We start from the raw sequence: 21,631 nt of genomic DNA, 5'->3' as shown, positions 1-21,631 counted from the left end.
CCCTGAAGACATCCTTCGAGGCGTTAAAGCGTAGTTGTAACGAGACGTAAGGATGCAGCGAAACGCTGCTCCGGGCAAGCCAAACGATTGAGGCAATTTTGAGTACACATTCTTCAAAGCGCACGACAGTGGATGTCGTGATCATCGGTGCGGGACCGGCGGGCGCGGTGGCGGCAGCCTTGCTGCGCAAGACCGGGCGCTCTGTGCTGGTACTGGAACGCCAGCACTTCCCGCGCTTTTCCATCGGCGAGAGCCTGCTGCCGCAGAGCATGGCCTATCTCGAAGAGGCCGGCATGCTGCAGGCCGTGGTCGAAGCGGGCTTCCAGTACAAGAATGGCGCGCATTTCGTGTATCGCGACCAGTCGTCGGCGTTCGACTTCCGCGACAAGCACTCGCCGGGTTGGGGCACCACCTACCAGGTGGAACGCGCGATATTCGACGACATTCTGATCCGCTGCGCGGCGGAGCAGGGCGCCGAGGTGCGCTTCGGCCACGCGGTGCGCGCGGTTCATACCGGCGCCACGCCTTTGGTCGATGTGATCGACGAAGCGGATCACGCGTATCAGATCGAAGCGCGTTTCGTGTTCGACGCAAGCGGCTTTGGCCGCGTGTTGCCGCGCCTGCTGAACCTCGAAGCGCCGACGCGCATGCCCACGCGCGCCGCGATCTTCACGCACGTGCAGGACGGCATTCCATTCGGCGTGACGGACCGCAACAAGATTTGCGTGGCGACGCATCCAGAGCACCGCGACGTGTGGTTCTGGATGATTCCGCTGGCGGGCGGGCGCTCGTCGGTGGGGTGTGTCGCCGAGGCGAGTTTCCTCGACGTGCCGGACGCGGAGCGCAACGCGAAGTTGCGCGCGCTGATCCAGCAGGAGCCGACGCTGAATCGTTTGATCGGCAACGCACCGTTCCTGATGCCGGTTCGCCACATCGGCGGCTATGCGGCGAACGTGGAGCGTTTGCATGGGCCGGGTTACGCGCTGCTCGGCAATGCGGGCGAGTTTCTCGATCCGGTGTTTTCGTCTGGCGTGACGATTGCGTTGCGCTCGGCGCATCTCGCGGTGGAAACCTTGAATCGTCAACTGGACGGCGAGCAGGTCGACTGGTCGGCCGCTTACGACGTGCCGTTGCGCAAGGGCATCGATACGTTCCGCGCTTTTGTGGAGCGCTGGTATTCGGGTGCGTTGCAGGACATTATTTTCTATCCGGAGCAGACGCCGTCGATTCGCCGCATGATCAGTTCGGTGCTGGCGGGTTATGCGTGGGATGAGTCGAACCCATATGTCGCCGATCCGGTGCGGCGGTTGAATGCGTTGCATGAGGTGTGCATGCAGCAGCGTTGATAAGCTGTGCGGCGCGGGCTGCGCGGTAGGCACGAATAAAAACGGCGCTTCGTTATCGAAGCGCCGTTTCTTCATCCAGCCGTCTAAATCAAGCAGATCAAGCCGCGATCCTCGCCGCGCCCGATGACGCAGCCTGCCGCGCATCATCACGACGGTGCACGCGCTTGCCGGCCGCATACGTCTCATAGATCGCGCGATCGTCGCCGAGCAGCGCGAACGCGAACAGCAACTCTTCCAGCGTTTCAGTGCGCGCGGTGCGGCGCGCGAGCAGCGGCGTTGCGCGCGGGTCGAGCACGACGAAGTCCGCTTCCGACTTCGGCTTCAGCGTGCCGACCTTGTCCGCCAGATCGAGCGCTTCGGCCGCGCCTGCGGTCGCGAGATAGAACATGCGCGTGGCCGTAAGATGATGGCCGCCCAGACGCGCCACCTTGTGCGCCTCGTTCATGGTCTGCAGCATCGAGAACGAGGTGCCGCCGCCGACGTCCGTGGCCAGTGCGACCGGCATGCCGGCGGCATCGGCCTTGTCGAAATCGAACAGGCCGCTGCCGAGGAACAGGTTCGAGGTCGGGCAATGCGAGGCAACCGTGCCGGTTTGCGCCATGCGCTTGCGGTCTTCCTCGTCGAGGTGGATGCAATGGCCGTACACGGCGCGGCGGCGCAGCAGACCGTAGTGATCGTAGATGTCCAGATAGCTGCGGTGGCCCGGGAACAGATCGGCGACCCATTTCACTTCGTCGTGATTTTCCGCGACGTGGCTCTGGATAAAGATGTCCGGGTTCTTGCCCGCCAGCACGCCGCACGCTTCCAGTTGCGCTTCGGTCGAGGTCGGCGCGAAACGCGGCGTGAGCGCGTACATCTGGCGGCCGCGATTGTGCCAGCGGCCGATCAACTCGGCGCTGTCGTCATAGCCCGATTGCGCGGTGTCGCGCAGGAACTCGGGGCAGTTGCGGTCCATCAGCACCTTGCCGGCCACCATGCGCAGATTGCGCGCTTCGCTCTCGGTGAAAAGCGCGTCAGCCGATTCCTTATGGACTGTGCAATACACGAGCGCGGTGGTCGTGCCGCACGCCAGCAGTTCGTCGACGAAGAAGCTCGCGGTGTCGCGCGCGTAGGCCGGATCGGTGAAGCGGCGCTCGGTCGGGAACGTGTACGTTTCGAGCCACGGCAACAAACCCGGCGCCGGCGAGGCAATCATGTCCGTCTGCGGATAGTGAATGTGCGTATCGATGAAACCCGGCACGATCAGCTTGTCGCGCATTTCCTGCACTTGCGTACCGGGCGCGAGTTGCGGCGCGAGGGCGGCATACGCGCCGGCCGCGACGACATGGCCGTCTTCGACGATCAACAAACCGTCTTCGTTGAAGACCGCCGCGTTGGGCGATTGCGCGGGATCGCCGTTGAAGGTCAGCAATTGCGCGCGGAATGCCGCTTGGGCCGATTGGGCTGCTTTGGCCGGGTTGGCAGATTGAGTCATGGAAAAACCGTCTCCGATTGTGGAAAGCTGCACAGTCCGGACGACGGTTAACACCTCGGCTCACTCATGAGCCCGTGCCGCCGCCGGCTGCGATATCTCGGCCCGTCAGTGCGGACCGCTTGGGTGCCAGTGCGCGTCGAGCTTCGCGATCAGTTCGCTGCGTTGCTCGGGCGTGACGAACGACGCTTCGAAGCTGTTGCGGATGATCGTGTAGACCTCGGCATCGTTGAGCTTCAACGCGTCGATGGTGGCGAAATAATTGGCGTTCACGTAGCCGCCGAAGTAAGCCGGATCGTCGGAATTCACCGTGACGGCCACGCCACGGTCGAGCAGGTCCTTCAGCGTGTGCTTGGTCAGGTCGTCGAATACGCACAGCTTCAGGTTCGACAGCGGGCACACGGTCAGCGCGACGCGCGAATCGGCCAGACGCGTGACGAGCGCCGGATCTTCGATGCTGCGCACGCCGTGATCGACGCGGTCCACTTTCAGCAGATCGAGCGCTTCATAGATATACGAGGGCGGGCCTTCTTCGCCGGCGTGCGCCACGAGTTTGAGGCCGAGCGCGCGCGCCTTGGCGAATACACGTTCGAACTTTGAAGGCGGATGGCCGCGTTCCGACGAATCGAGACCGACGCCGATCAGGCGATGCCTGTATTGCTCGAACAGCGGCCGCGCTTCTTCGAAGGTGGCGAGCGCGTCATCTTCGGACAGATGGCGCAGGAAGCACAGAATCAGCTTGCTCGTCATGCCGCGCTTTTCCGCGTCAGCGAGCGCGCGTTCGATGCCGGCCACGACGGTCGCGATCGGCACGCCGCGTTCGGTGTGCGTCTGGGGGTCGAAGAAGATTTCGCTGTGAATCACGTTGTCGGCGAGGCAGCGCTCGACATAGGCCATGGTCATGTCGTAGAAGTCCTGCTCGTGCAGCAGCACGCTCGCGCCCGCATAGTAGATGTCGAGGAACGATTGCAGATCGGTGAATGCATACGCGGCGCGCAGAGCGTCGATCGAGTCGTACGCGAGCTTCACGCCGTTACGCTCGGCGAGCGCAAAAATCAGTTCGGGTTCGAGCGAACCTTCAATATGGATGTGCAACTCGGCCTTCGGTGCCAGCGCGGTTTTTTCGGCCAGCGGCGTGGGGGTAACAGTCGTTGTAGTCATGGTCGGTCAGGAGTTTGTTGAATCGCTTTTGGAGTCATCGCGCGCCGGATGCGTGAGCGTTGTGTCGAACACGCGCCGCTCATCAAACCGTGTGCGTGGCGTGATGCACGCCCGCGTTCTGCTCGACGGCCTGAAGCACCTGCGCCGCCGCCGAGATCGCGATGATCTCCGGCGACTTGTCGACGATGCCGTCCACGCCGAGCGGGCACTTCATCCGCGCGATCAGCGACGGATCGATCCCGCGCGCGGCCAGCCGGTGTTCGAACTGCTTGCGCTTGCTATGCGAGCCGATCATGCCGAAGAACGCGAAGTCGCCACGCCGCAGAATGCGCTCGGCCAGTTCGAGATCGAGCGCATGGTTGTGCGTCATCACGATGAAGTACGTATTCGGCGCGGCCTGGTCGATGGCTTCGTCGGGAGCGTCGTTCGGATCGATCTTCACGTTCGACGCATGCAGCGTTTCCGCGGCCGGAAATTGCGCGTCGCGTTCGTCGACCCAGCGAACCGTGCAAGGCAGCGTGGCCAGCACGCGAACCAGCGCGGCGCCCACGTGGCCGGCACCGAACAGCACAACCGAGAAGTCGCCTGGCGCGATGGTTTCGGTGAGCAGCGCGCCGCTGTCGTCGAAGCCGGCGCCGTCCCACAGCAGGCAGTCGGCGGCGTCGACGCCCGGCTCGGGGTCGGACAGCATCACCACATCCGGTGCGGGGCCGAATGATACGCTACGCACCGTTGACTGGCCCGCGGCCACGCGCTTCGCGAGCGTCGTGATCCAGCCGAGGTCGCCGACATCGAGCCGCTCGAATGCGAGAATCACCGCGCCACCGCAGCATTGGCCGAGACTTGGGCCGAGCGCGAAACGCTCCAGCCGGCGCATATGCGGTGAGCGCATGCCGTCGCGCAGCACCTGGCGCGCGGTCTCGATGGCTTTCCATTCGAGGTGTCCGCCGCCGATGGTGTGCTTCGCCGAATCGCGCGTGACGATCATCTTGGTGCCGGCCTCGCGGGGCGCCGAACCTTCGACGCGCGCGACCGTCACCAGCACGGCGGCGTCGCCGTGCGCGAGCAGTTGTTGCAGGTCAGGCAGCCAGGCTTGCATCCGGCGTTCTCCATACGTGGCCGCGCGGGGTGTCCGTGCGGCTGGTTGAGTGTGGCCCGGCGCGTTCGTGTCGCGTCAGGCCGTGGGGTTATCTTTTCAAGCGGTCGTGACGGTCGTCGCGGGTTCCGTTGCCGGTGGCGGCGCGGCCTGCGGCTGCAAGCCGTCCAATGCGTCGAGAATCGCTTCGGGCGTGGCCGGCGCGCGCAACTGCGGCGCCTCCTGCGCATCCGGCACTGCGGCCGCGATCGCGTCGCGAATCGCCAGAAACACCGAGAATGGCAACAGCAACGGCGGCTCGCCGACGGCCTTCGAGCGGAACACGGTCGGCTCGGCGTTGCGGTTCTGATAGAGCTGCACGTGGAACGCGGCGGGCGTGTCGCTGACCGCGGGAATCTTGTAGGTCGACGGTGCGTGCGTCATCAGGCGGCCGTCACGGTTCCACCAGAGTTCTTCGGTGGTGAGCCAGCCCATGCCCTGAATGAAGCCGCCTTCCACCTGGCCGATGTCGATGGCCGGATTGATCGACTGCCCGGCGTCGTGCAGCACGTCCGCTCGCACCAGTTTCCATTCGCCGGTCAGCGTATCGATCACGACTTCGGACACTGCCGCGCCGTACGCGAAGTAATAAAACGGGTGACCGGTCAGCGTTTTCGCGTCCCAATGCACTTTCGGCGTGGTGTAGAAACCGTCCGACCACAACTGCACGCGCGCCAGATACGCGGCGCCGACCAGTTGTTCGAACGGCATCGCGCCACCGTTCACCGACACTTCGCCGTTGGCGAATTGCACGTCGTTCGCCGTGCCGCCGAGTTGTTTGGCGACGAGTTCAGCAAGCCGCGCGCGAATCGTTTTTGCGGCGGCTTCGGCTGCTTTGCCGTTCAGATCGCTGCCAGTGGATGCGGCCGTTGCCGAAGTGTTCGCGATCTTGGAAGTATCGGTTGCCGTGACCCGCACGCGCGAGAGCGGCAAGCCGAACTCGTTGGCGACCACTTGCGCGACTTTGGTGTTGAGCCCTTGGCCCATTTCCGTGCCGCCATGATTGACGAGCACCGAGCCGTCTTTGTACACGTGCACCAGCGCGCCGGCCTGATTCAGAAACGGCACGTTGAACGAAATGCCGAACTTCACCGGCGAAAACGCGATGCCGCGCTTGAGCACCGGACTGCTCGCGTTGAAGGCCGCAATCGCTTTGCGGCGCGCGCGATAGTCGCTGGAGCCGAGCAGTTCATCGGTCAGCGGCGCGATGATGTTGTCCTCGACGCGCTGTCCGTACGGCGTCGTGTCGCGCCCGCCGATGCCGTAGTAGTTGGCGAGGCGCACGTCGAGCGGATCGCAATTCAACTGACGCGCGATGCTGTCGAGCATCACTTCCATCACGAGCGCGCCTTGCGGACCGCCGAAGCCGCGAAACGCGGTATTCGATTGCGTGTTGGTCTTGCAGCACAGCGCGACGATGTCGACATCGGACAGGTAGTACGCGTTGTCGAAATGGCAGACGGCGCGCGTGGCGACCGCGCCGGAGAGATCAGCGGAATAGCCCGCGCGCAACGCGATTTCGACGCGCGCGCCGAGAATGCGACCGCTGTCGTCGAAGCCCGCTTCGTACGCGTAGACCGCGTCGTGGCGCTTGCCGGTGATCATGAAATCGTCGTCGCGGTCGGCGCGCAGTTTGACCGGGCGGCGCAGCAGTTTCGCGGCGAGTGCAGCCACGCAGGCGAACACTGCCGATTGCGATTCCTTGCCGCCGAAGCCGCCGCCCATGCGCCGGCATTCGCACACCACATTGTGCTGCGGCCAGTCGAGCATATGCGCGACCACCTGTTGCATCTCGCTCGGGTGCTGCGTCGAACTGTAGACGAGCATGCCGTCCAGTTCCTTCGGCACCGCGTACGCAATCTGGCCTTCCAGATAGAATTGTTCCTGGCCGCCGACTTCGAACGTGCCGCTGATCCGGTTAGGCGCTGCGGCAATCTTTGCATCCGGCTCGCCGCGTTTCAGATGCAGCGGTGGCAGCACGAACTGCTTCGCGGCTTTGGCATCGGCGGGCGTGAGGATGGCTTCGAGCGGTTCGTAGCGGATCACGTCGTCGCTCTTTGCGAGCGCGGCGGCGCGGCGGGCGAGGTCGTGGCTTTCGGCGATCACAGCGAACACCGGTTGGCCGAGGTAAAGCACTTCATCCACGGCGAGAATCGGGTCGTCGTGCAGCACGGGGCCACAATTGTTCTCGCCGGGGATATCTTCCGCGGTCAGCACGGCGATCACGCCCGGTGCTTTTCTGACCGCGTCCAGATCCATCGACACGATCCGCGCATGCGCATGCCGCGACAGGCCGAGCGCCGCGTGCAGCGTGCCTTGCAGTTCGGGCACGTCGTCCGTGTAGGTCGCTTCGCCGCTCACGTGCAGCGCGGCCGATTCATGCGGCAGCGACACGCCGATCGACGCGTCGCTTACTTGAGCGACGTGCCTCGCGGCATGTTCGACAAAAGCATCGGTGCGGTTCATCACGACGGCTCCTTCGCAACGGCGCCGTCCGGCGCGCCGGCTTCGAACGCGAACGCATTCACGTCGAAGAGGGCGAGGGGCGCGTCATCGCGCGTTTCGAGGTGGAAGCGCCACAGCACGTTGCGCGCCACCTTCAGTCGATACGCGCTCGACGCGCGCATGTCGGTGAGCGGCTGGTAATCGGCGACGAGCGCATTCATGGCTTCCCGCGCGGTGCTTTCGTCCCAGCTTGCGCCATTCAGGACGGCTTCGGTTTGCGCGGCCCGCTTCGGCGTGGCCGCCATGCCGCCGAACGCGATGCGGGCTTGCTGAATCACGCCGTCTTCACGGAGGTGCAGCGCGAACGCCGCGCACACGGCCGAGATGTCCTGGTCGTAGCGCTTCGACACCTTGTAGGTGCGAAAGCGCAGATTGCCGGCCGGCCGCGGCACGCGCAGCGCCGCGACGAATTCGCCGGCCGCGAGCGCGGTCTTCTGGTAGCCGAGGTAAAAGGCGTCGAGCGGCAGCGTGCGCGTTTTTGGACCGTGACGCAGCACGACTTCGGCGCCGAGCGCGAGCAGCGCCGGCATCGAATCGCCGATCGGCGAGCCGTTCGCTACGTTGCCGCCAAGCGTGCCGGCATTGCGGATCGGCAGCGACGCGAAACGCGTCCACAGTTCGGCGAGTTCGGGGTAGTCGACGGCGAGTGCCGCATACGCCTCTTCGAGCGTGACGGCGGCGCCGATCGTCAGCGTCTGCGCATCGCGCTCGATCGTCTTCAATTCGGCGACGTTGCCGATGTACAGAATGTCGCCGAGATCGCGGAATTGCTTGGTGACCCACAGGCCGACGTCGGTGCTCCCGGCCAGCAGTCGCGCGTGTGGATGGTCGGCGCGGAGTCTGGCGAACGCATCGAGTGAGATCGCCGCATAAAAGGTGGGTGAACCGAATGCGGCGCCGCGCGTGTCGGGCGCACAATATTCGAAGGTGTCGCGCCGTTGCAGTTCGCGCAGGTGATCCGCGACGGCCTTGCGGTCGAGCGTCACGCGCGGGTATTGCGGATAGTCGAACATCTTCTGCGACGCGTCGACGATCGGCCGGTAGCCGGTGCAGCGGCACAGATTACCGGAGAGCGCGGCGTTGATCTCATCGCGGGTGGGCAGGCCGGCGGCGGCCGGCTGGTTTTCATACAGCGCCCACATCGACATCACGAAACCGGGCGTGCAGAAGCCGCACTGCGAACCGTGGCAATCGACCATGGCCTGTTGCACGGGGTGCAGGGCGCCGTCGGCGGCGCGCAGGTCTTCGACGGTGAAGAGCGCGCGGCCGTCGAGCGTCGGCAGGAACTGGATGCAGGCATTGACCGCTTTCAGCGCGAGGCCACCGTGCGCATCCAGTTCGCCGATGACCACCGTGCAGGCGCCGCAGTCGCCTTCCGCGCAGCCTTCTTTCGTGCCGGTGCAATGCAGATCTTCGCGCAGGTGCTGAAGCACGGTGCGCGACGCAGGCACGCCCGCAACCTCACGGACGGACCCCTGGTGATAAAAGCGGATGGTTTGCGTTGTCATGGCGAATCCGAAAGACAGTGCGGACCGGGCGCGCGTTACGCATGGGGTCGCGCCGAAGCCGGCCTCGCGCACGTAGATCGCCATCCAGTTCCGAAGATAGCATTACCTTGTCCCAAAAAGATTTCCCATCTCGCATGAAGCTTATTCGGATGCGGTCATGAGATAAGTACGATTCGCGCCAGGGCGGGAAGTTGCGTGAGCCGGCGGAAGTCTGAAAACCAGACGGGGCGGGGCGTTGCGGGGGAAATAGATGGTCTGGCGGACCAGAAGCGGCGTGGTTTGGGGACGAAAAAAAGCCGGATTTCGCGTCGCCGCGCTCGGCGGCACAAAATCCGGCTTTAGTCGTTCAGGGTGGTGAACGCGGGGCGGCAGAACGCCGGTCAGGCAATCCGGCGGCGGTTGCGAACCAGCGTCAGCGCCAAGGGGATGAAAGCGACCACAAACGCGACCAGCGACCATTGCGGCAGCGTCAGACCCAGGATCGGCGGATAGGCCGTCTCACACAACCCGGCGACCTTGAACACGCCCGGCAGCCAGTGCGCGGGCGGCAAGCTGTCGACCAACGGCTGCAGTGCGTCGAAGCCACAGCTAAAGCCCGGATTCGCCTGAACATACACATGACGCGCGGCCGTGACGATGCCGGCCAGCGCCGACAAGGCCGCCAGCACTTCGAGCAGACGCACGCCGCGCCAGTGGTTGAAACGCGCGCCGAGGAACGCGAAGATCGCGATCAGCAGGAAGAAATACCGTTGGATGATGCACAACGGGCACGGGTCTTCGTGCAGAAAATACTGCAGATACAGCGCGCCGCCCACGAGGGCAACGCAGATCAGGCCAAGCAGAACCAGCAGGGAGCGCTCGCGGCGCAGCATTGCAGTGTCGTTATTCATGGATCGTGTGGCTGTCTCGAAACGGAAAGGGCGGGTGCCCGCGATTCTAGCGCGAACCCCCGCCCCGCCGCTTATCCTGCTTTTACGGCGTATTTCCTGATCGAGCGCGTTGGCGTTGTTGGTCAGCGAATCGCCTTGAGCACCGCTTCGGCGCCGCGGCCGATGGCTAGCAGCGCGTCGTCTGCATGCGGCGCGCCGGCCAGCATCAGGCCGACCGGCGCGTCGCCGCGCAGATGGCACGGCAGCGACAGCGCGCAGGTGTCGAGGAAGTTGAACACGCTCGGATTGCGCAGGATCAACGCGTTGGTGCGGCCGAAGGCGTCATCGTCGTCGACCAGATCGGCGACGCGCGGCGGCACCACCGGCACCGTGGGCGCGACGACCGCGTCGAAACGTTGCCACAGTGTGCGGGCGGCTTCGGCCAACATCGCCTCGCGTTCGGCGAGCAGGTCGAGATAGTCGGCGGCGCTGGCCGGCTGGCCCTTCAGAATGCGCACCAGCACACGCGGATCATATTGCTCGCGATGCTTTTCCAGCAACGGACGATGCCACGCGTACGCTTCGATCGGCGAGAACCCGAAGCGGTTGATCTCGGGCAAACGGTCGAGCGGCGCGAACCGCACTTCGCTGACGATCGCGCCGGCCGCTTCCAGATGCTTGAGCGCCGTGTCGATTGCCGCGGCGACCGCCGGCTCGACGCCGTCGGTAACGAAATTGGTGAGCACGCCGAGGCGCACGCCTTCCAGCGGCCGGGCGGCCGGAATGCGCGGCTCGAGCCCGGCCAGCATGCGGTCCACCAGCGCGCAGCACGCCACCGAAACGCCGATCGGCCCGAACGAATCGAGGGTCGACGAAAGCGGCACGCCGCCCTGTTTGGGAATCCGGTCGGCGGTCGGTTTGAAGCCGGTCAGGCCGCACAGGGCAGCCGGAATGCGGATCGAGCCGCCGGTGTCGGTGCCGAGCGCAACGGCCGCCATGCCGTCCGCGACGGAAGCCGCCGCGCCCGACGACGAGCCGCCCGAAATGCGCTCATCGCCTTTCACGCCGCGCTGGTACGGCGACAGCGGATTGCCGTAGTGCGGGTTCAAACCAAGTCCGGAAAACGCGAACTCGCTCATATTGGTCCGGCCGACGAGCACCGCGCCCGCCCGCTTCAAACGCGCGACCGCGACGGCGTCCGCCTTGGCGGCGGGGGCGTCGGCGAGCACGGTGGAACCGGCGCGGGTCGGCTGGCCTTCGATATCGAACAGGTCTTTGACGGACACCGGAATCCCGGCGAGCGGCGAGAGCACGGTGCCGGCGGCACGCAGACGGTCGTGCGCGTCGGCGGCGGCGCGGGCGCTGTCGGCGTCGACATGCATGAAGACGGCGGCGCCCTGGCCGGCCGGATCGGCGATCCGTTCGAGCGCGGTCTCGACGAGCGCGCGGCTCGTGGTGCGTCCGGCGGCGAGGTCGGCGGCAAGCTGGGTTAGCGGCGGAAAGGGCGTGAATTCAGTGGCCATGATGTCGGTAGAAATCCGGTTGAACCGGACGAAGCCGGTCGTTGGGCTAAATGCGTGAGCCTGGATGGGCGGGCTCGAATGCGCTCGATCAGATGCGACTAATCAGATGCGGTTGAAAAGCGCGGCGCGGAACGCTTCGATATGTTTTTGCACGGATTGGCGCGCGCCTTCGGCGTCGCGTTCGCGCAGCAGGTCAAACAGTTCGAGATGTTCCTCGTGCACGTCTTCCAGATGATGCGGCTCGGACAGCGAAATGAACCAGAAGCGCAGCGAGCGCTCATGCAGCCCGCGCAGGATGTCGGCCAGCACCGGATTGCGCGAGGCAGCCGAAATCGCCAGATGAAACTCGCGGTCGATATCCATCATGCCTTCGATATCGTGCGCGGCGACGCACACGGCCGAGCGGTCCAGCAGCGCCTGCATCGCGTCGTAGTCGTGCTGTTGCGCGTGGCGTGCGGCCAGTTCGACGCAGTAGCTTTCGCTCACGAGACGCACGTCGATGATCGCCAGCACGTCGTCGAGCGAAACCGGGCGGACCATGATGCCCTTGCGCGGCATGATGGTCAGCATGCCTTCGTGCACCAGCCGATGCAGCGCCTGATGAACCGGCGTCCTGCCGATGCCGGTCAGCGCCATCAGTTCCGCTTCGTTGAGCACCTCGCTCGGCCGCAGGCGCATGGTAATGATCTCGCGCTTGACGAACGCATACGCCTGCTCGGCGAGACTCGCGGCGGCGGTCGCGCGGACGGGCGTGGAAGGGCGGGCAGTCTGCAAAAGCGTCATGTGAAGTGGCAGCGGACAATGTCGTCCGCATTGTAGAGCAAGGTTTTGCGCGCGCGACGCGGGCCGACTGCGCGCCGCGGCTGGCGGGCGATCAGCCCGCGCTCTCCAGACGCGGCGCGCATGGAACGCGGTCCCGCGCTCGCTTTCGTTTCGCACGACGCGCGTATTCTCCGCAGGCGCGTCGCCAGATCGCGTCCATCGCCGTCTGTCAGGCGCGGCTCGGCGCGACCGCCGCCGCATGCTGCACCTTGACGCGCGGCATCATCAGCGTAACCAACCCGCCGACAATCAGCGCCCCGGCGATCAACACAAGCCCGAACGTCACGCTCTGCGTCGCGTCCTTGACGATGCCGAGCACATACGGGCTCACATACCCCGCGAGATTCGCGATCGAGTTGATCACCGCGATTCCGGCGACCGCGGCCGTGCCTTGCAGGAACGTGGTCGACATCGACCAGAAAATGCCGAAGCCCGCGAGAATGCCAATGTACGCGATCGACAAACCGGTGACGGCGAGCGGAATGGAGTTAGTTACCGAGGCGCTGCCGAGCAAACCCGCCGCGCCGATGAAGCAGCACACGGCGTAGTGCCAGCGCCGCTCGCCGGTGATGTCCGACGAGCGCCCGATCAGGATCATGCCGATGCCCGCCGCGAGATACGGAATTGCCGTGACGAAACCGTTGGTGACGAGGTTCGTCACGCCGAGATCCTTGACGATCTGCGGCAGCCAGAACGAAAAGCCCGCATTTCCGGTAACGAGGCAGAAATAGATCAGCGTGAGCAGCCAGAAGCGGCCCGAGCGCAACGCCACGGCGAGGCTATGCTCGGCGCCGGCCGCCGCGGCTGCGCTGTTTTCCCGCGCCAGACGGCCGAGAATCACGCGCTTTTCGTCGTCGCTCAACCAGGCGGCTTCGGCGGGCGTGTTGCGCAGCACGGCGAGCGCCCAGAAGCCGGCGAGGATCGACGGAATGCCTTCGATCAGGAACATCCACTGCCAGCCGCGCAAGCCGTGCGCTTCATGCAGCGCCGACATCAGAAAGCCCGACAACGGCGCACCGATAATGCCGGCCACCGGAATCGCCGCCATGAACACGGCGACCATGCGCGCGCGGCGGTCCGACGGAAACCAGAAGGTCAGATAGAGCACCACGCCCGGCACCAGCCCGGCTTCGGCGACGCCCAGGAAAAAGCGCAGCACGTAGAACATCGTTTCCGAGCGCACGAACATCATCAGACACGACAGCAGGCCCCACAGCATCGTGATGCGGGCGATCGTGGCGCGCGCGCCGAATTTCTTCAGCAGCAGATTGCTCGGCACTTCGAACACGAAGTAGCCGAAGAAGAAGATCCCCGCGCCGAGTCCGTACGCCGCGTTCGACAAGCCGAGGTCGCCGGTGAACTGCAGCTTCGCGTAACCGATGTTGACGCGGTCCAGATACGACAGCACATAGACGAGAAACAGGAACGGCATGATGCGCCAGGTGATTTTGCGCAGGGCGGCGGCTTCGAGCCAGGCGTCGGAAGACGCGTCGGCGGCGGATAGCGAAGGGGAGCTCATGAATGCCTCATTCGACGATAGGTAGCGCGCGCACGCGATAGGCGTGGCGCAGCGTGCGGTTCAGGATGGGATCGTGCAATTCGAGTTCGAGCGCGTCGCCGTCGGCCATGCCGACGATGCCGCCCTGTACCGCCAGCGTGCCGCAGAACATCGCCGCGCCTTGCGCGAGCGGCGCGCGCGCGAGCAGATCGGCGGCCGGCAGCAGCGATGCCACGCTGCCTTGCTGATAGACGCGCCGCTCGCCGGTGCGGGTGACTGCGAAGGCGCGTAGCTCGAGCTGATCCCAGTGGCCGGCCACATCGTCGAAACGCCAGGCGTCGCGCGCCAAGGGTTTCGGGCAGATCTGCTTGGAGACGGTCACGCCGTAGGCCTCGACTTCGCGGTCGGTGTGATCCGAACCCACGGTAACGAGCAAGCCCGTCTTTGTCTGCACCAGCACGCATTCGGCTTCGCCGCTCGACTTCACGCCGACCACGTCGATCTGCTCGGCCTGCGTCAGCAGTTCCGCGCCGAGGCGGTAGAAGCACGGCGTGGTGGACGGCCGCTTCACGCCGAGTTCAGCCAGTTCGGCGATGTGATGCTCGATCGCGGCCTGATCGCGCCCGGCCCAGCCGGCAATGGTCAGGCGATTCACCTCGGCGATCGCGGCGCAGCTACCGCCGGAACGGTCTACAACATTGAAGGACACCTGCTGCATTACTCAACTCCAGAGAAAATATTCTGCAAATATTATTGTGATATTTCACAGGAGTCCAGCGCGCCAAAAACATTCTTGCGGACGCCGCGGGTGAGGGGCGCGGCTTGCCGCCAATGCCATTTCTTCGAGCGTCGATGCGAGGCGGGGTGTCGCGCTCCTTTGCTAAACTGCGTTTTCAATATTACTTTTTGTAAGGGACGTATCCATGCACCATGGCATCGGCTTCATTCAGGACCTGGCGGTCGTGATGGCGCTCGCCGGCGTCGTCACCGTGCTGTTCCATCGCCTGAAACAGCCGGTGGTGCTCGGCTACATCGCGGCCGGCGTGATCATCGGGCCGTACACGCCGCCATTCCAGCTGATCCACGACGAGCAGACCATTCAGACGCTCGGTGAACTCGGCGTGGTGTTCCTGATGTTTTCGCTCGGCCTCGAATTCAGCCTGCGCAAGCTCTTCAAGGTCGGCGCGACGGCGATCGTCGCGGCGCTCTCCGAGATCGTGCTGATGCTGTGGATCGGCTACGAGATCGGCAGCGCGTTCGGCTGGAGTTCGATGGATTCGCTGTTCCTCGGCGCGATCCTCGCGATCTCGTCGACCACAATCATCGTCAAGGCGCTCTCCGAACTGGGCCTGAAGCGCGAGAGCTTCGCGCAACTGGTGTTCGGCATTCTGATCGTCGAGGACATTCTCGCCATCGCCATGCTGGTGCTGCTGTCGGGCATTGCGCAGACGGGGCAGTTGAGCGCGGGCGTCGCCATGGTCACGCTCGGCAAGCTGCTGCTGTTCATGACGGTGTCGCTGGTGGTCGGCATTCTGGTCGTGCCGCGTGCGCTGAACTACGTGGCGCGCGCGAAGAGCGACGAGATGCTGCTCGTCTCCGTGCTCGGCTTCTGCTTCGGTTTTTGTCTGCTGGTCGTGAAGCTCGACTACAGCATCGCGCTCGGCGCGTTCCTGATCGGCGCGATCATGGCCGAATCGCGCCATCTGCATCGGATCGAGCATCTGATCGCGCCGCTGCGCGACGCCTTTTCCGCGATCTTCTTCGTGACGATCGGGTTGATGCTGAACCCGGCCGTGCTGGTCGACTACGCATGGCCGATCGCGGTGATCACGGTGGCGGTGATCGTCGGCAAGATCGTGTCGTGCGGGCTCGGCACCTTTCTCGCCGGTAAGGACGGCCGCACGGCGATGCGTGTCGGCATGACCGTTTCGCAGATCGGCGAGTTCTCGTTCATCATCGCGTCGCTCGGCTTGACGCTGAAGGTGACCAGCGCGTTTCTATATCCGATCGCGGTGGCGGTGTCGGCGTTGACCACGTTGTTCACGCCGTATCTGATCCGCGCGGCCGACCCGCTGACGCAGCGCCTCGGTCACGCCATGCCGCGCACGCTCGCTAACGTATTCGGCATGTACGGGCAATGGTTGCGCAGCTTGAGCACGGGAAGCGGCGAACCCACGCTGTTCAGCATGACGCGGCGGATCATTCTGCAGATCGCTGTCAATCTGGCGCTGGTCGCCGCGATATTTTTGATCGTGACGTATAGCGCGCCTTATACCAGTGCGTGGCTCGCACATTGGGTGAGTTCAGAGCCTATGCAGCGCGTGGTGTTATGGAGTGTCGCGCTGGTCGTGTCGCTGCCGTTTCTCGTCGCCGTGTATCGCAAGCTCAAGTCGCTTGCCTTGCTGCTTGCCGAGGTCAGCGTGCAACCGGCGACGGCGGGGCGCTTCACGAGCGCGATCCGCTACACGATCTCCGATCTGGTGCCGGTGGTCTCGATGGTCGGCGTGTTTCTGCTGGTCGCGGCGCTTTCGGGCGGCATTCTACCGCCGACGGGCCTGCTCGGCGCAGTGCTGGTTTGCGCCGCATTACTGCTCGCGCTGGTGTGGCGCTGGTGCGTGAAAATTCACGCGGCCATGCAGATCGCCTTGCGTGAGACTTTCGAAGAGCAGCCGGATCCTTGAGTCGGACTTGCCTCGCGGTTCTCCGGGCCGAACTCCGCAGGCGGCCCGCGACAATGTGAGCAATTGTGTGCGGGTTTGCGGCGCTTGGCTCGCTAGCGGATAATCAGGGCATATTCATTCGTTCGCGTGGAAGGCGCCTGTCTGACTGTCATGAGCGAAAACAAACCTGAAAATGCCGGCAAGCCCGGCAACCCCACGCCGCCTTCGGTGTCGCCCGCGCCGTCCGGCACTACGCCCGGTGCGTCGACAGCCGGCTCCGTGCCGCCCGACCCGGCGGCCTCGCTACCCCTCTCGCACGAAGATGCCATCCAGTCGCCGATCAAGGATGTGACGCCGCCGGATGTTTCATCCACGCCAACGCCGGCTGTGGTCACCGCGACGCCGGCTGCCGAGGAGGCCGCCGTGCGATCGTCGACGGACGATCCCGACAGCGCGTCGGCGGTCACGCCCGCCGATCCGCAAACGGCGCGGCAACGCGACGCGGCGGAAGCACGCAGCGCGGCCGCGGCATCCACCGCGAAGCAGGAAGCGGCAGTTCATGAACGGGACGCGCGGCGTGCCGGCGTTCATGCGATGAGACCGTCGCCAACTGTCGGCAGTGATCCCGCGGACGGCGAGCTGGTGAGCTCCGTCGAAGACGTTACAGTGAACGAAGAGATTCCGGCTTCCACCGAGCGCCGGGCGGGCTCGCCGCCGCCCGGTTTCGGCGCGGCGCCCGACTTCACCGCGTCCAACCCGCCGCCGCCCAACGCCTTGCCGCCGTCGCCGCCGCGCTATCTGAAGCACAACGATTCGGCGTGGACCGTGTTCGGCCGCATCGTCGCGGCGCGTGCGCGCCAGATTTTCGATCGCGCGGGCCAGCGGATCACGCAGCGCACGCTGCGCATCGGCGTGTCGGCGCGTATCTTCCATCCCGAGCCGGGTGCGAAGGGATTGCGCGGCAAGACCTTGCAGTATCTCGAGGAATCGATCGCGCACTGGGTGATGTCGCGCGACGTGCTGGTGTTCATGATTCCGACGGTCGGTCATCAGGGCATGCTGCATCCGAGCAATATCCGTTTGCGCGACTACGCGAAGCATCTCGACGGCCTGCTGCTGCAAGGCGGCGCCGACGTCTCGCCGCAGTCCTACGCGGAACAGGCGACCAGCCACGAATGGCCGGGCGATCGCGTGCGCGACATGTACGAACTCGAACTGCTGCATGAGTTCGTCGAGTCCGGCAAGCCGGTGCTCGGCGTGTGCCGCGGCTGTCAACTGATCAACGTGGCGTTCGGCGGCACGTTGTATCAGGACATCGCCACCGATGTGCCGACGGCGGCCACGCACGTCAACGAGAACTACGATCAGCATCGGCACGGCATTCATTTTCCGGACGGTTCGACGCTCGCCAACATGTTCCCGGGCCGGCGCGATGCGATCGTCAACTCGATTCACCACCAGGCGGTCAAGACGCTCGGCCGCGATCTCAATATCGAAGCGGTGTCGGCGTCGGACGGCATCATCGAAGCCGTGCGCTACCGGCGCGCGCCGTTCGTAATGGGCGTGCAATGGCATCCTGAGTTTCATCGCGCGGGCGGGCCGGAGTTGCTCGACTGCACGCCGTTGCTCGATACATTCCTGCGGGTGGCGCGCGAGACGCGGTTTTAAGACGCGTTGGCTGGCGAGGCGGGGTGGCTCGCTGAGCAGGTCGTTGGTTGGAGGCGCACCGCCGCGGTTGGCAACGGTGCGCCTCTTGAGTTTTTCTCCTGCTGTTTTACCAATTCGTTTCTCGCTCGACTCTCGCATCGGCATGCCGATGCATGCGGAAGTACGAGTTCTTTGAAGTCGCAGACATCTCGTTACCAAGATAGATAATCAGGAATGCGAGTGTTTTCTTGGTCGAACTGTGCGCATCTTGCTGCCAGGCGCTCTATCTCCATATTGCGCATCCGCTTACGGCTGAGTTCGTGCCACCGTCACGCAAATTAAAAGTCATTCGCACGAGGCGGAACGTCGCATTTTCGTCGTATCCGGATACGTTTATTTCGCGACGGGCGCGCCGACTTGATCAAATCATTCGTCAGCCGTTTATCTCGATTTAAAGTCCGTCGGCGTGACGTTTCAATGCTTCGCTTAACGGCGAATCCGCGCGATAATCTGCGGCTGTTTTGGATTCGCATGGAGCATGCACGTATGAAGTATCCCTTATTAATACGGCGCGCCATGCTGCTCGCGACCTCGTGTGCGCTATTGCAGCAGGGCGGTTTCGTGCTGGCCGCGCAAGGCGACGAGACCGCGCCGGTGGTCGGTACACGGCCAGCCATCAATACCCTGACGCCGCAGCCTGTCGCCGAGGCGCTGCGCAACGCGGCATCAAGCGCGTCGGCCACGTCGCCTACGGCCGGCGATGCGCAAGGCAATGTCGCCGAACTGATGCAGATGATTCACGACGCGAAGCTGAGCGAACTGCGCACCACGTATAACGGCAGTTACGGCGCCAGTCTGTTTTTCCATCCGCGGGAAATGACGTACTACGTCGCGTTATTTCAGGACAAGCATTTCTGGCGTGTGATCAAGTCCGAGGACATGGCGCGCGCGGAAGCGATCTATGCGGGCTTTGCCCAGCAGACGGCGCAACTCGCGGATGTCGAGATACGCCGTACACAGTTGCAGGCGCAGAAGGCGTACATCGAAGACGTGATTGCAATGTCCGAAGATCGCGCGAAACGCTTGCAGGCCGATCTTGAAGTGGCTCGCACGCAGCAGGCCAAGGTCAACGACTATCAGCGTCAAACGCAAGGCGAAGCGGCCACGCTGCACGCGGAAAAGGAAAGGGCGCAAGCGCAACTACGCCAGGTGCAGGGCGAAGTGCTGCAACTGCAACGGCAAACCGAAATGGGATTGCCGATTCAGAAGTAAGATTCAGAAGTAAATGTATGAACGTAAAGAAGCCCGGCCAATTCGTGGATGAATTGGCCGGGCTTTTTTGCTACGCGACGTCTATGCGGTCGCGTGGGTGCTTACTTCGCAAATTGATCCGGAACGTCGGTCACGCGCCGATGTGAAAGATGGTTCATCCATTCGGTCCCGCTGGTGCCGGACGCATTGTTTGACGAACCGGCGCGGCATTGGCACGGTATCGCGGACATGTGTCGCAGCTGACATGGTTACGCCCGCGTATTCGTCGACGCCAAGTCGAGCCGGAGCGACCGGCGAATAAGCTCCGGCAGCCGACAGCTTTGGCGACGCATTCGCTGCGACCTGTGGGGCCGCGCTGCGTGTCGCCTCTGCGGCGCTCACCATTGCGTGCGATGGTCGGTTTGCGGCGACGAAACGCGCGACGCGCGGGTGAATTTGTCCGTGTTGCTTGCGGCTTTGCTCGCGGACGACCTGACGGCGATGTGAGACGGCCTTATCGGCGAAGACATGCGGCGAAGCGAAGCGCAATGTGGAGGCAGAGTTCGAAGCAGGCACCGACACCGACGCCGCTGCCGCCGCAGAGCTGGATGCAGGCGCCGCATTCGAGAGCGCGGGCATTGATGCCGCGACTGCCGCGGACCTGCTTGCCGCGACGTTATCCGCGGCGCCAGCGTTGACTGCGGCCGGTGGCTGAGCCTTCACTGACCGCGAGTCGCGTTCGTGCGAGACCTTGCCCGCGGCATCCATATGAGTGACGGTGCCAGGATGCATCAGATGATCGAACCCGATCCATCCAAGCATCGCAGCGCCGCCGAGCACGCAGGCGCCGCCTGCCAACGCACTCCAGTGGTGGTCGGACCTGCGTACCGCCGTTGCATACGCACGCGGCAGAACTGGCGGGACGGCCGCAGCGGCCGCAGCCATTTGTGCGGCCGCGTCGAATGGTTTTTCGAGGACCGGAGCCGGCACCGTAGTCGCGCGCGGTTGCTCCGACTGCGACCATCGGCAAAGCGAGCGAATGGCCTGGTCGCTCAGGCAGAACGTGCGCAGCATGGCTGCGTAGAGTGCCTTGAGTTCCGTGCGCAAACTGTAGCCCGGCGGAAGCAGGGCCCAGTCCCGGCCAAAGGGTGCCGGCACATGACCCAGCGGACGCAGGCGCGGCATGGCCAGATAGCCCTGGATCGGGGTGAAAGGAATGGTGGACATCGGTCGTTTCCAGCGCCTCTTAAAGGGGCCGCCGCTCGGCGGTCCCGGGATCTGCGGGGTCTCAGGCCTCGGTGCGATGCGCGTGAAACGCCAGACATGCACGCCGTACGTCGTCGCCGAACACCCGCGTTGTGCTCTGGACAAGCACATGGGCGCATGGGCGGGTCACTGTGAAGCCAGCAGGGTGCGAAGGATGATGCCGGGAAGCAGCGGACCTCGGGATCGGACGGTTCCGAAAAGATATGTCGATCCGTCCAGGATCGCTCAACTCTGGACGACCATCAGGCAGGTGACGCTTGTCCTATCGATCGAGCCTGTAGACGTAGCGCAACGCTGTAATATCCACGCCGCCCATATGATCCGGTTCGGCGCCGACGAACTGCCAGCCTTGCCGCTCATAGAAGCCGATTGCCGGCGCGTTCCCTTCCAGCACATACAGATAGAGTTGCGCTTCGCCTTGCGCGCGAGCCCAGTCTTTGGCGGCACGCATGAGCAGCTTGCCGACACCGATGCCCTGATAGCCCGGCAGCGTGTGCAGGTTATCGAGCAGCACGCCCCACGCGGACTCCGGTTGACGTTCGACGCAGACAAAACCCGTCGGCTCGCCGGCGAGTTCGGCGATCAGCACGATGCGGCGTTCACCGCCGGGGGCGCTCAGCCGCGCTTCCCAATAGGCCGCACGTTCGCGCGTCACTTCGCCGTCGAGAAATGCGTCGGGCAACAGGTTGCGATAGGTGGCCTGCCAGCTGGTGGTGTGGATCGAAGCGATGAGCGCGGCATCCGCAAGCGTGGCGGGGCGCAGTGAAAGAGCGGGGGTGGTTCGCATCGGGGTAGGGATCAACGGAATGCCTGGCCGCAAATCTTACCGCGACGACCGGCCATTCTATGTAAGGAAACTGTATGCATTTCGCGACAGCGGCTTCAACGGTAACATTACGTGGAGCAGCTACCACGTGAATCACAGCGTTTACCCTGATATCGCAACAATGCGTTCAGCATGAGAATGCA

Annotated in this window: 16 protein-coding genes; 4 read left to right on the top strand and 12 right to left on the bottom strand. The window is 64.3% G+C overall.

All coding sequences use genetic code 11. The features are described 5' to 3' along the window. Positions 1–98 precede the first annotated feature (98 nt). Complete coding sequence (locus B0G80_RS11380; protein ID WP_116118053.1) at positions 99–1,346, top strand: NAD(P)/FAD-dependent oxidoreductase; 1,248 nt, start codon at positions 99–101, stop codon at positions 1,344–1,346. 97 nt (positions 1,347–1,443) lie between these two features. Here the strand turns inward: B0G80_RS11380 and guaD are convergent, their stop codons facing one another. From guaD to B0G80_RS11330, 10 genes are all read right to left on the bottom strand, one after another. Continuing rightward, positions 1,444–2,820, bottom strand: coding sequence for a guanine deaminase (gene guaD, locus B0G80_RS11375; RefSeq protein WP_116118052.1), 1,377 nt, complete (start codon positions 2,818–2,820; stop codon positions 1,444–1,446). A 105-nt stretch (positions 2,821–2,925) separates the two neighbouring features. Then, entirely contained in the window at positions 2,926–3,978 is a 1,053-nt protein-coding gene (locus B0G80_RS11370; RefSeq protein WP_116118051.1) for an adenosine deaminase, read from the bottom strand. Positions 3,979–4,060: 82 nt separating this feature from the next. Beyond that, positions 4,061–5,077 (bottom strand): xanthine dehydrogenase accessory protein XdhC, encoded by a 1,017-nt coding sequence (gene xdhC, locus B0G80_RS11365; RefSeq protein WP_116118050.1) that lies wholly within the window; start codon positions 5,075–5,077, stop codon positions 4,061–4,063. 96 nt (positions 5,078–5,173) lie between these two features. Next, entirely contained in the window at positions 5,174–7,579 is a 2,406-nt protein-coding gene (gene xdhB / locus B0G80_RS11360) for a xanthine dehydrogenase molybdopterin binding subunit (protein WP_116118049.1), read from the bottom strand. Continuing rightward, positions 7,579–9,126: a xanthine dehydrogenase small subunit gene (gene xdhA / locus B0G80_RS11355; protein ID WP_181919947.1), complete on the bottom strand. Its 1,548-nt coding sequence runs from the start codon at positions 9,124–9,126 to the stop codon at positions 7,579–7,581. The genes xdhB and xdhA overlap by 1 nt, the downstream gene beginning before the upstream one ends. 380 nt (positions 9,127–9,506) lie before the next feature. Then, complete coding sequence (locus B0G80_RS11350; protein WP_106283292.1) at positions 9,507–10,016, bottom strand: disulfide bond formation protein B; 510 nt, start codon at positions 10,014–10,016, stop codon at positions 9,507–9,509. A gap of 122 nt (positions 10,017–10,138) precedes the next feature. Beyond that, the gene (locus B0G80_RS11345) at positions 10,139–11,518 is read right to left on the bottom strand and encodes an amidase (RefSeq protein WP_116118047.1); all 1,380 of its coding nucleotides are present in this window, start codon (positions 11,516–11,518) and stop codon (positions 10,139–10,141) included. A 102-nt stretch (positions 11,519–11,620) separates the two neighbouring features. Then, positions 11,621–12,301, bottom strand: a complete 681-nt coding sequence (locus B0G80_RS11340) for a GntR family transcriptional regulator (RefSeq protein ID WP_116118046.1) — start codon at positions 12,299–12,301, stop codon at positions 11,621–11,623. A 208-nt stretch (positions 12,302–12,509) separates the two neighbouring features. Further along, positions 12,510–13,859 (bottom strand): MFS transporter, encoded by a 1,350-nt coding sequence (locus B0G80_RS11335; RefSeq protein ID WP_106283289.1) that lies wholly within the window; start codon positions 13,857–13,859, stop codon positions 12,510–12,512. A 7-nt stretch (positions 13,860–13,866) separates the two neighbouring features. After that, positions 13,867–14,556: a DUF2848 domain-containing protein gene (locus B0G80_RS11330; protein ID WP_116118045.1), complete on the bottom strand. Its 690-nt coding sequence runs from the start codon at positions 14,554–14,556 to the stop codon at positions 13,867–13,869. A 205-nt stretch (positions 14,557–14,761) separates the two neighbouring features. Here B0G80_RS11330 and B0G80_RS11325 point away from each other — a divergent pair, with 205 nt between their 5' ends. From B0G80_RS11325 to B0G80_RS11315, 3 genes are all read left to right on the top strand, one after another. Continuing rightward, positions 14,762–16,519, top strand: a complete 1,758-nt coding sequence (locus B0G80_RS11325) for a cation:proton antiporter (protein ID WP_116118044.1) — start codon at positions 14,762–14,764, stop codon at positions 16,517–16,519. A gap of 150 nt (positions 16,520–16,669) precedes the next feature. Continuing rightward, positions 16,670–18,166: a type 1 glutamine amidotransferase gene (locus B0G80_RS11320; protein ID WP_116118043.1), complete on the top strand. Its 1,497-nt coding sequence runs from the start codon at positions 16,670–16,672 to the stop codon at positions 18,164–18,166. 525 nt (positions 18,167–18,691) lie between these two features. Then, the gene (locus tag B0G80_RS11315) at positions 18,692–19,417 is read left to right on the top strand and encodes a DUF2968 domain-containing protein (RefSeq protein WP_116119629.1); all 726 of its coding nucleotides are present in this window, start codon (positions 18,692–18,694) and stop codon (positions 19,415–19,417) included. Between the two features lie 81 nt (positions 19,418–19,498). On the opposite strand, the gene B0G80_RS11310 is transcribed toward B0G80_RS11315, so the two are convergent. Next, complete coding sequence (locus B0G80_RS11310) at positions 19,499–20,623, bottom strand: hypothetical protein (protein WP_258878880.1); 1,125 nt, start codon at positions 20,621–20,623, stop codon at positions 19,499–19,501. Between the two features lie 301 nt (positions 20,624–20,924). Beyond that, a complete protein-coding gene (locus B0G80_RS11305) occupies positions 20,925–21,449 on the bottom strand; it encodes a GNAT family N-acetyltransferase (protein WP_116118042.1) in 525 nt (174 codons plus the stop codon). Between the last annotated feature and the right edge of the window lie 182 nt (positions 21,450–21,631).

This window comes from Paraburkholderia sp. BL6669N2, from assembly GCF_003387275.1.
Lineage (GTDB): Bacteria > Pseudomonadota > Gammaproteobacteria > Burkholderiales > Burkholderiaceae > Paraburkholderia.
The sequence above is the reverse complement of the archived record's forward strand: the minus strand, read 5'-3'. Positions and strand labels throughout refer to the sequence as shown.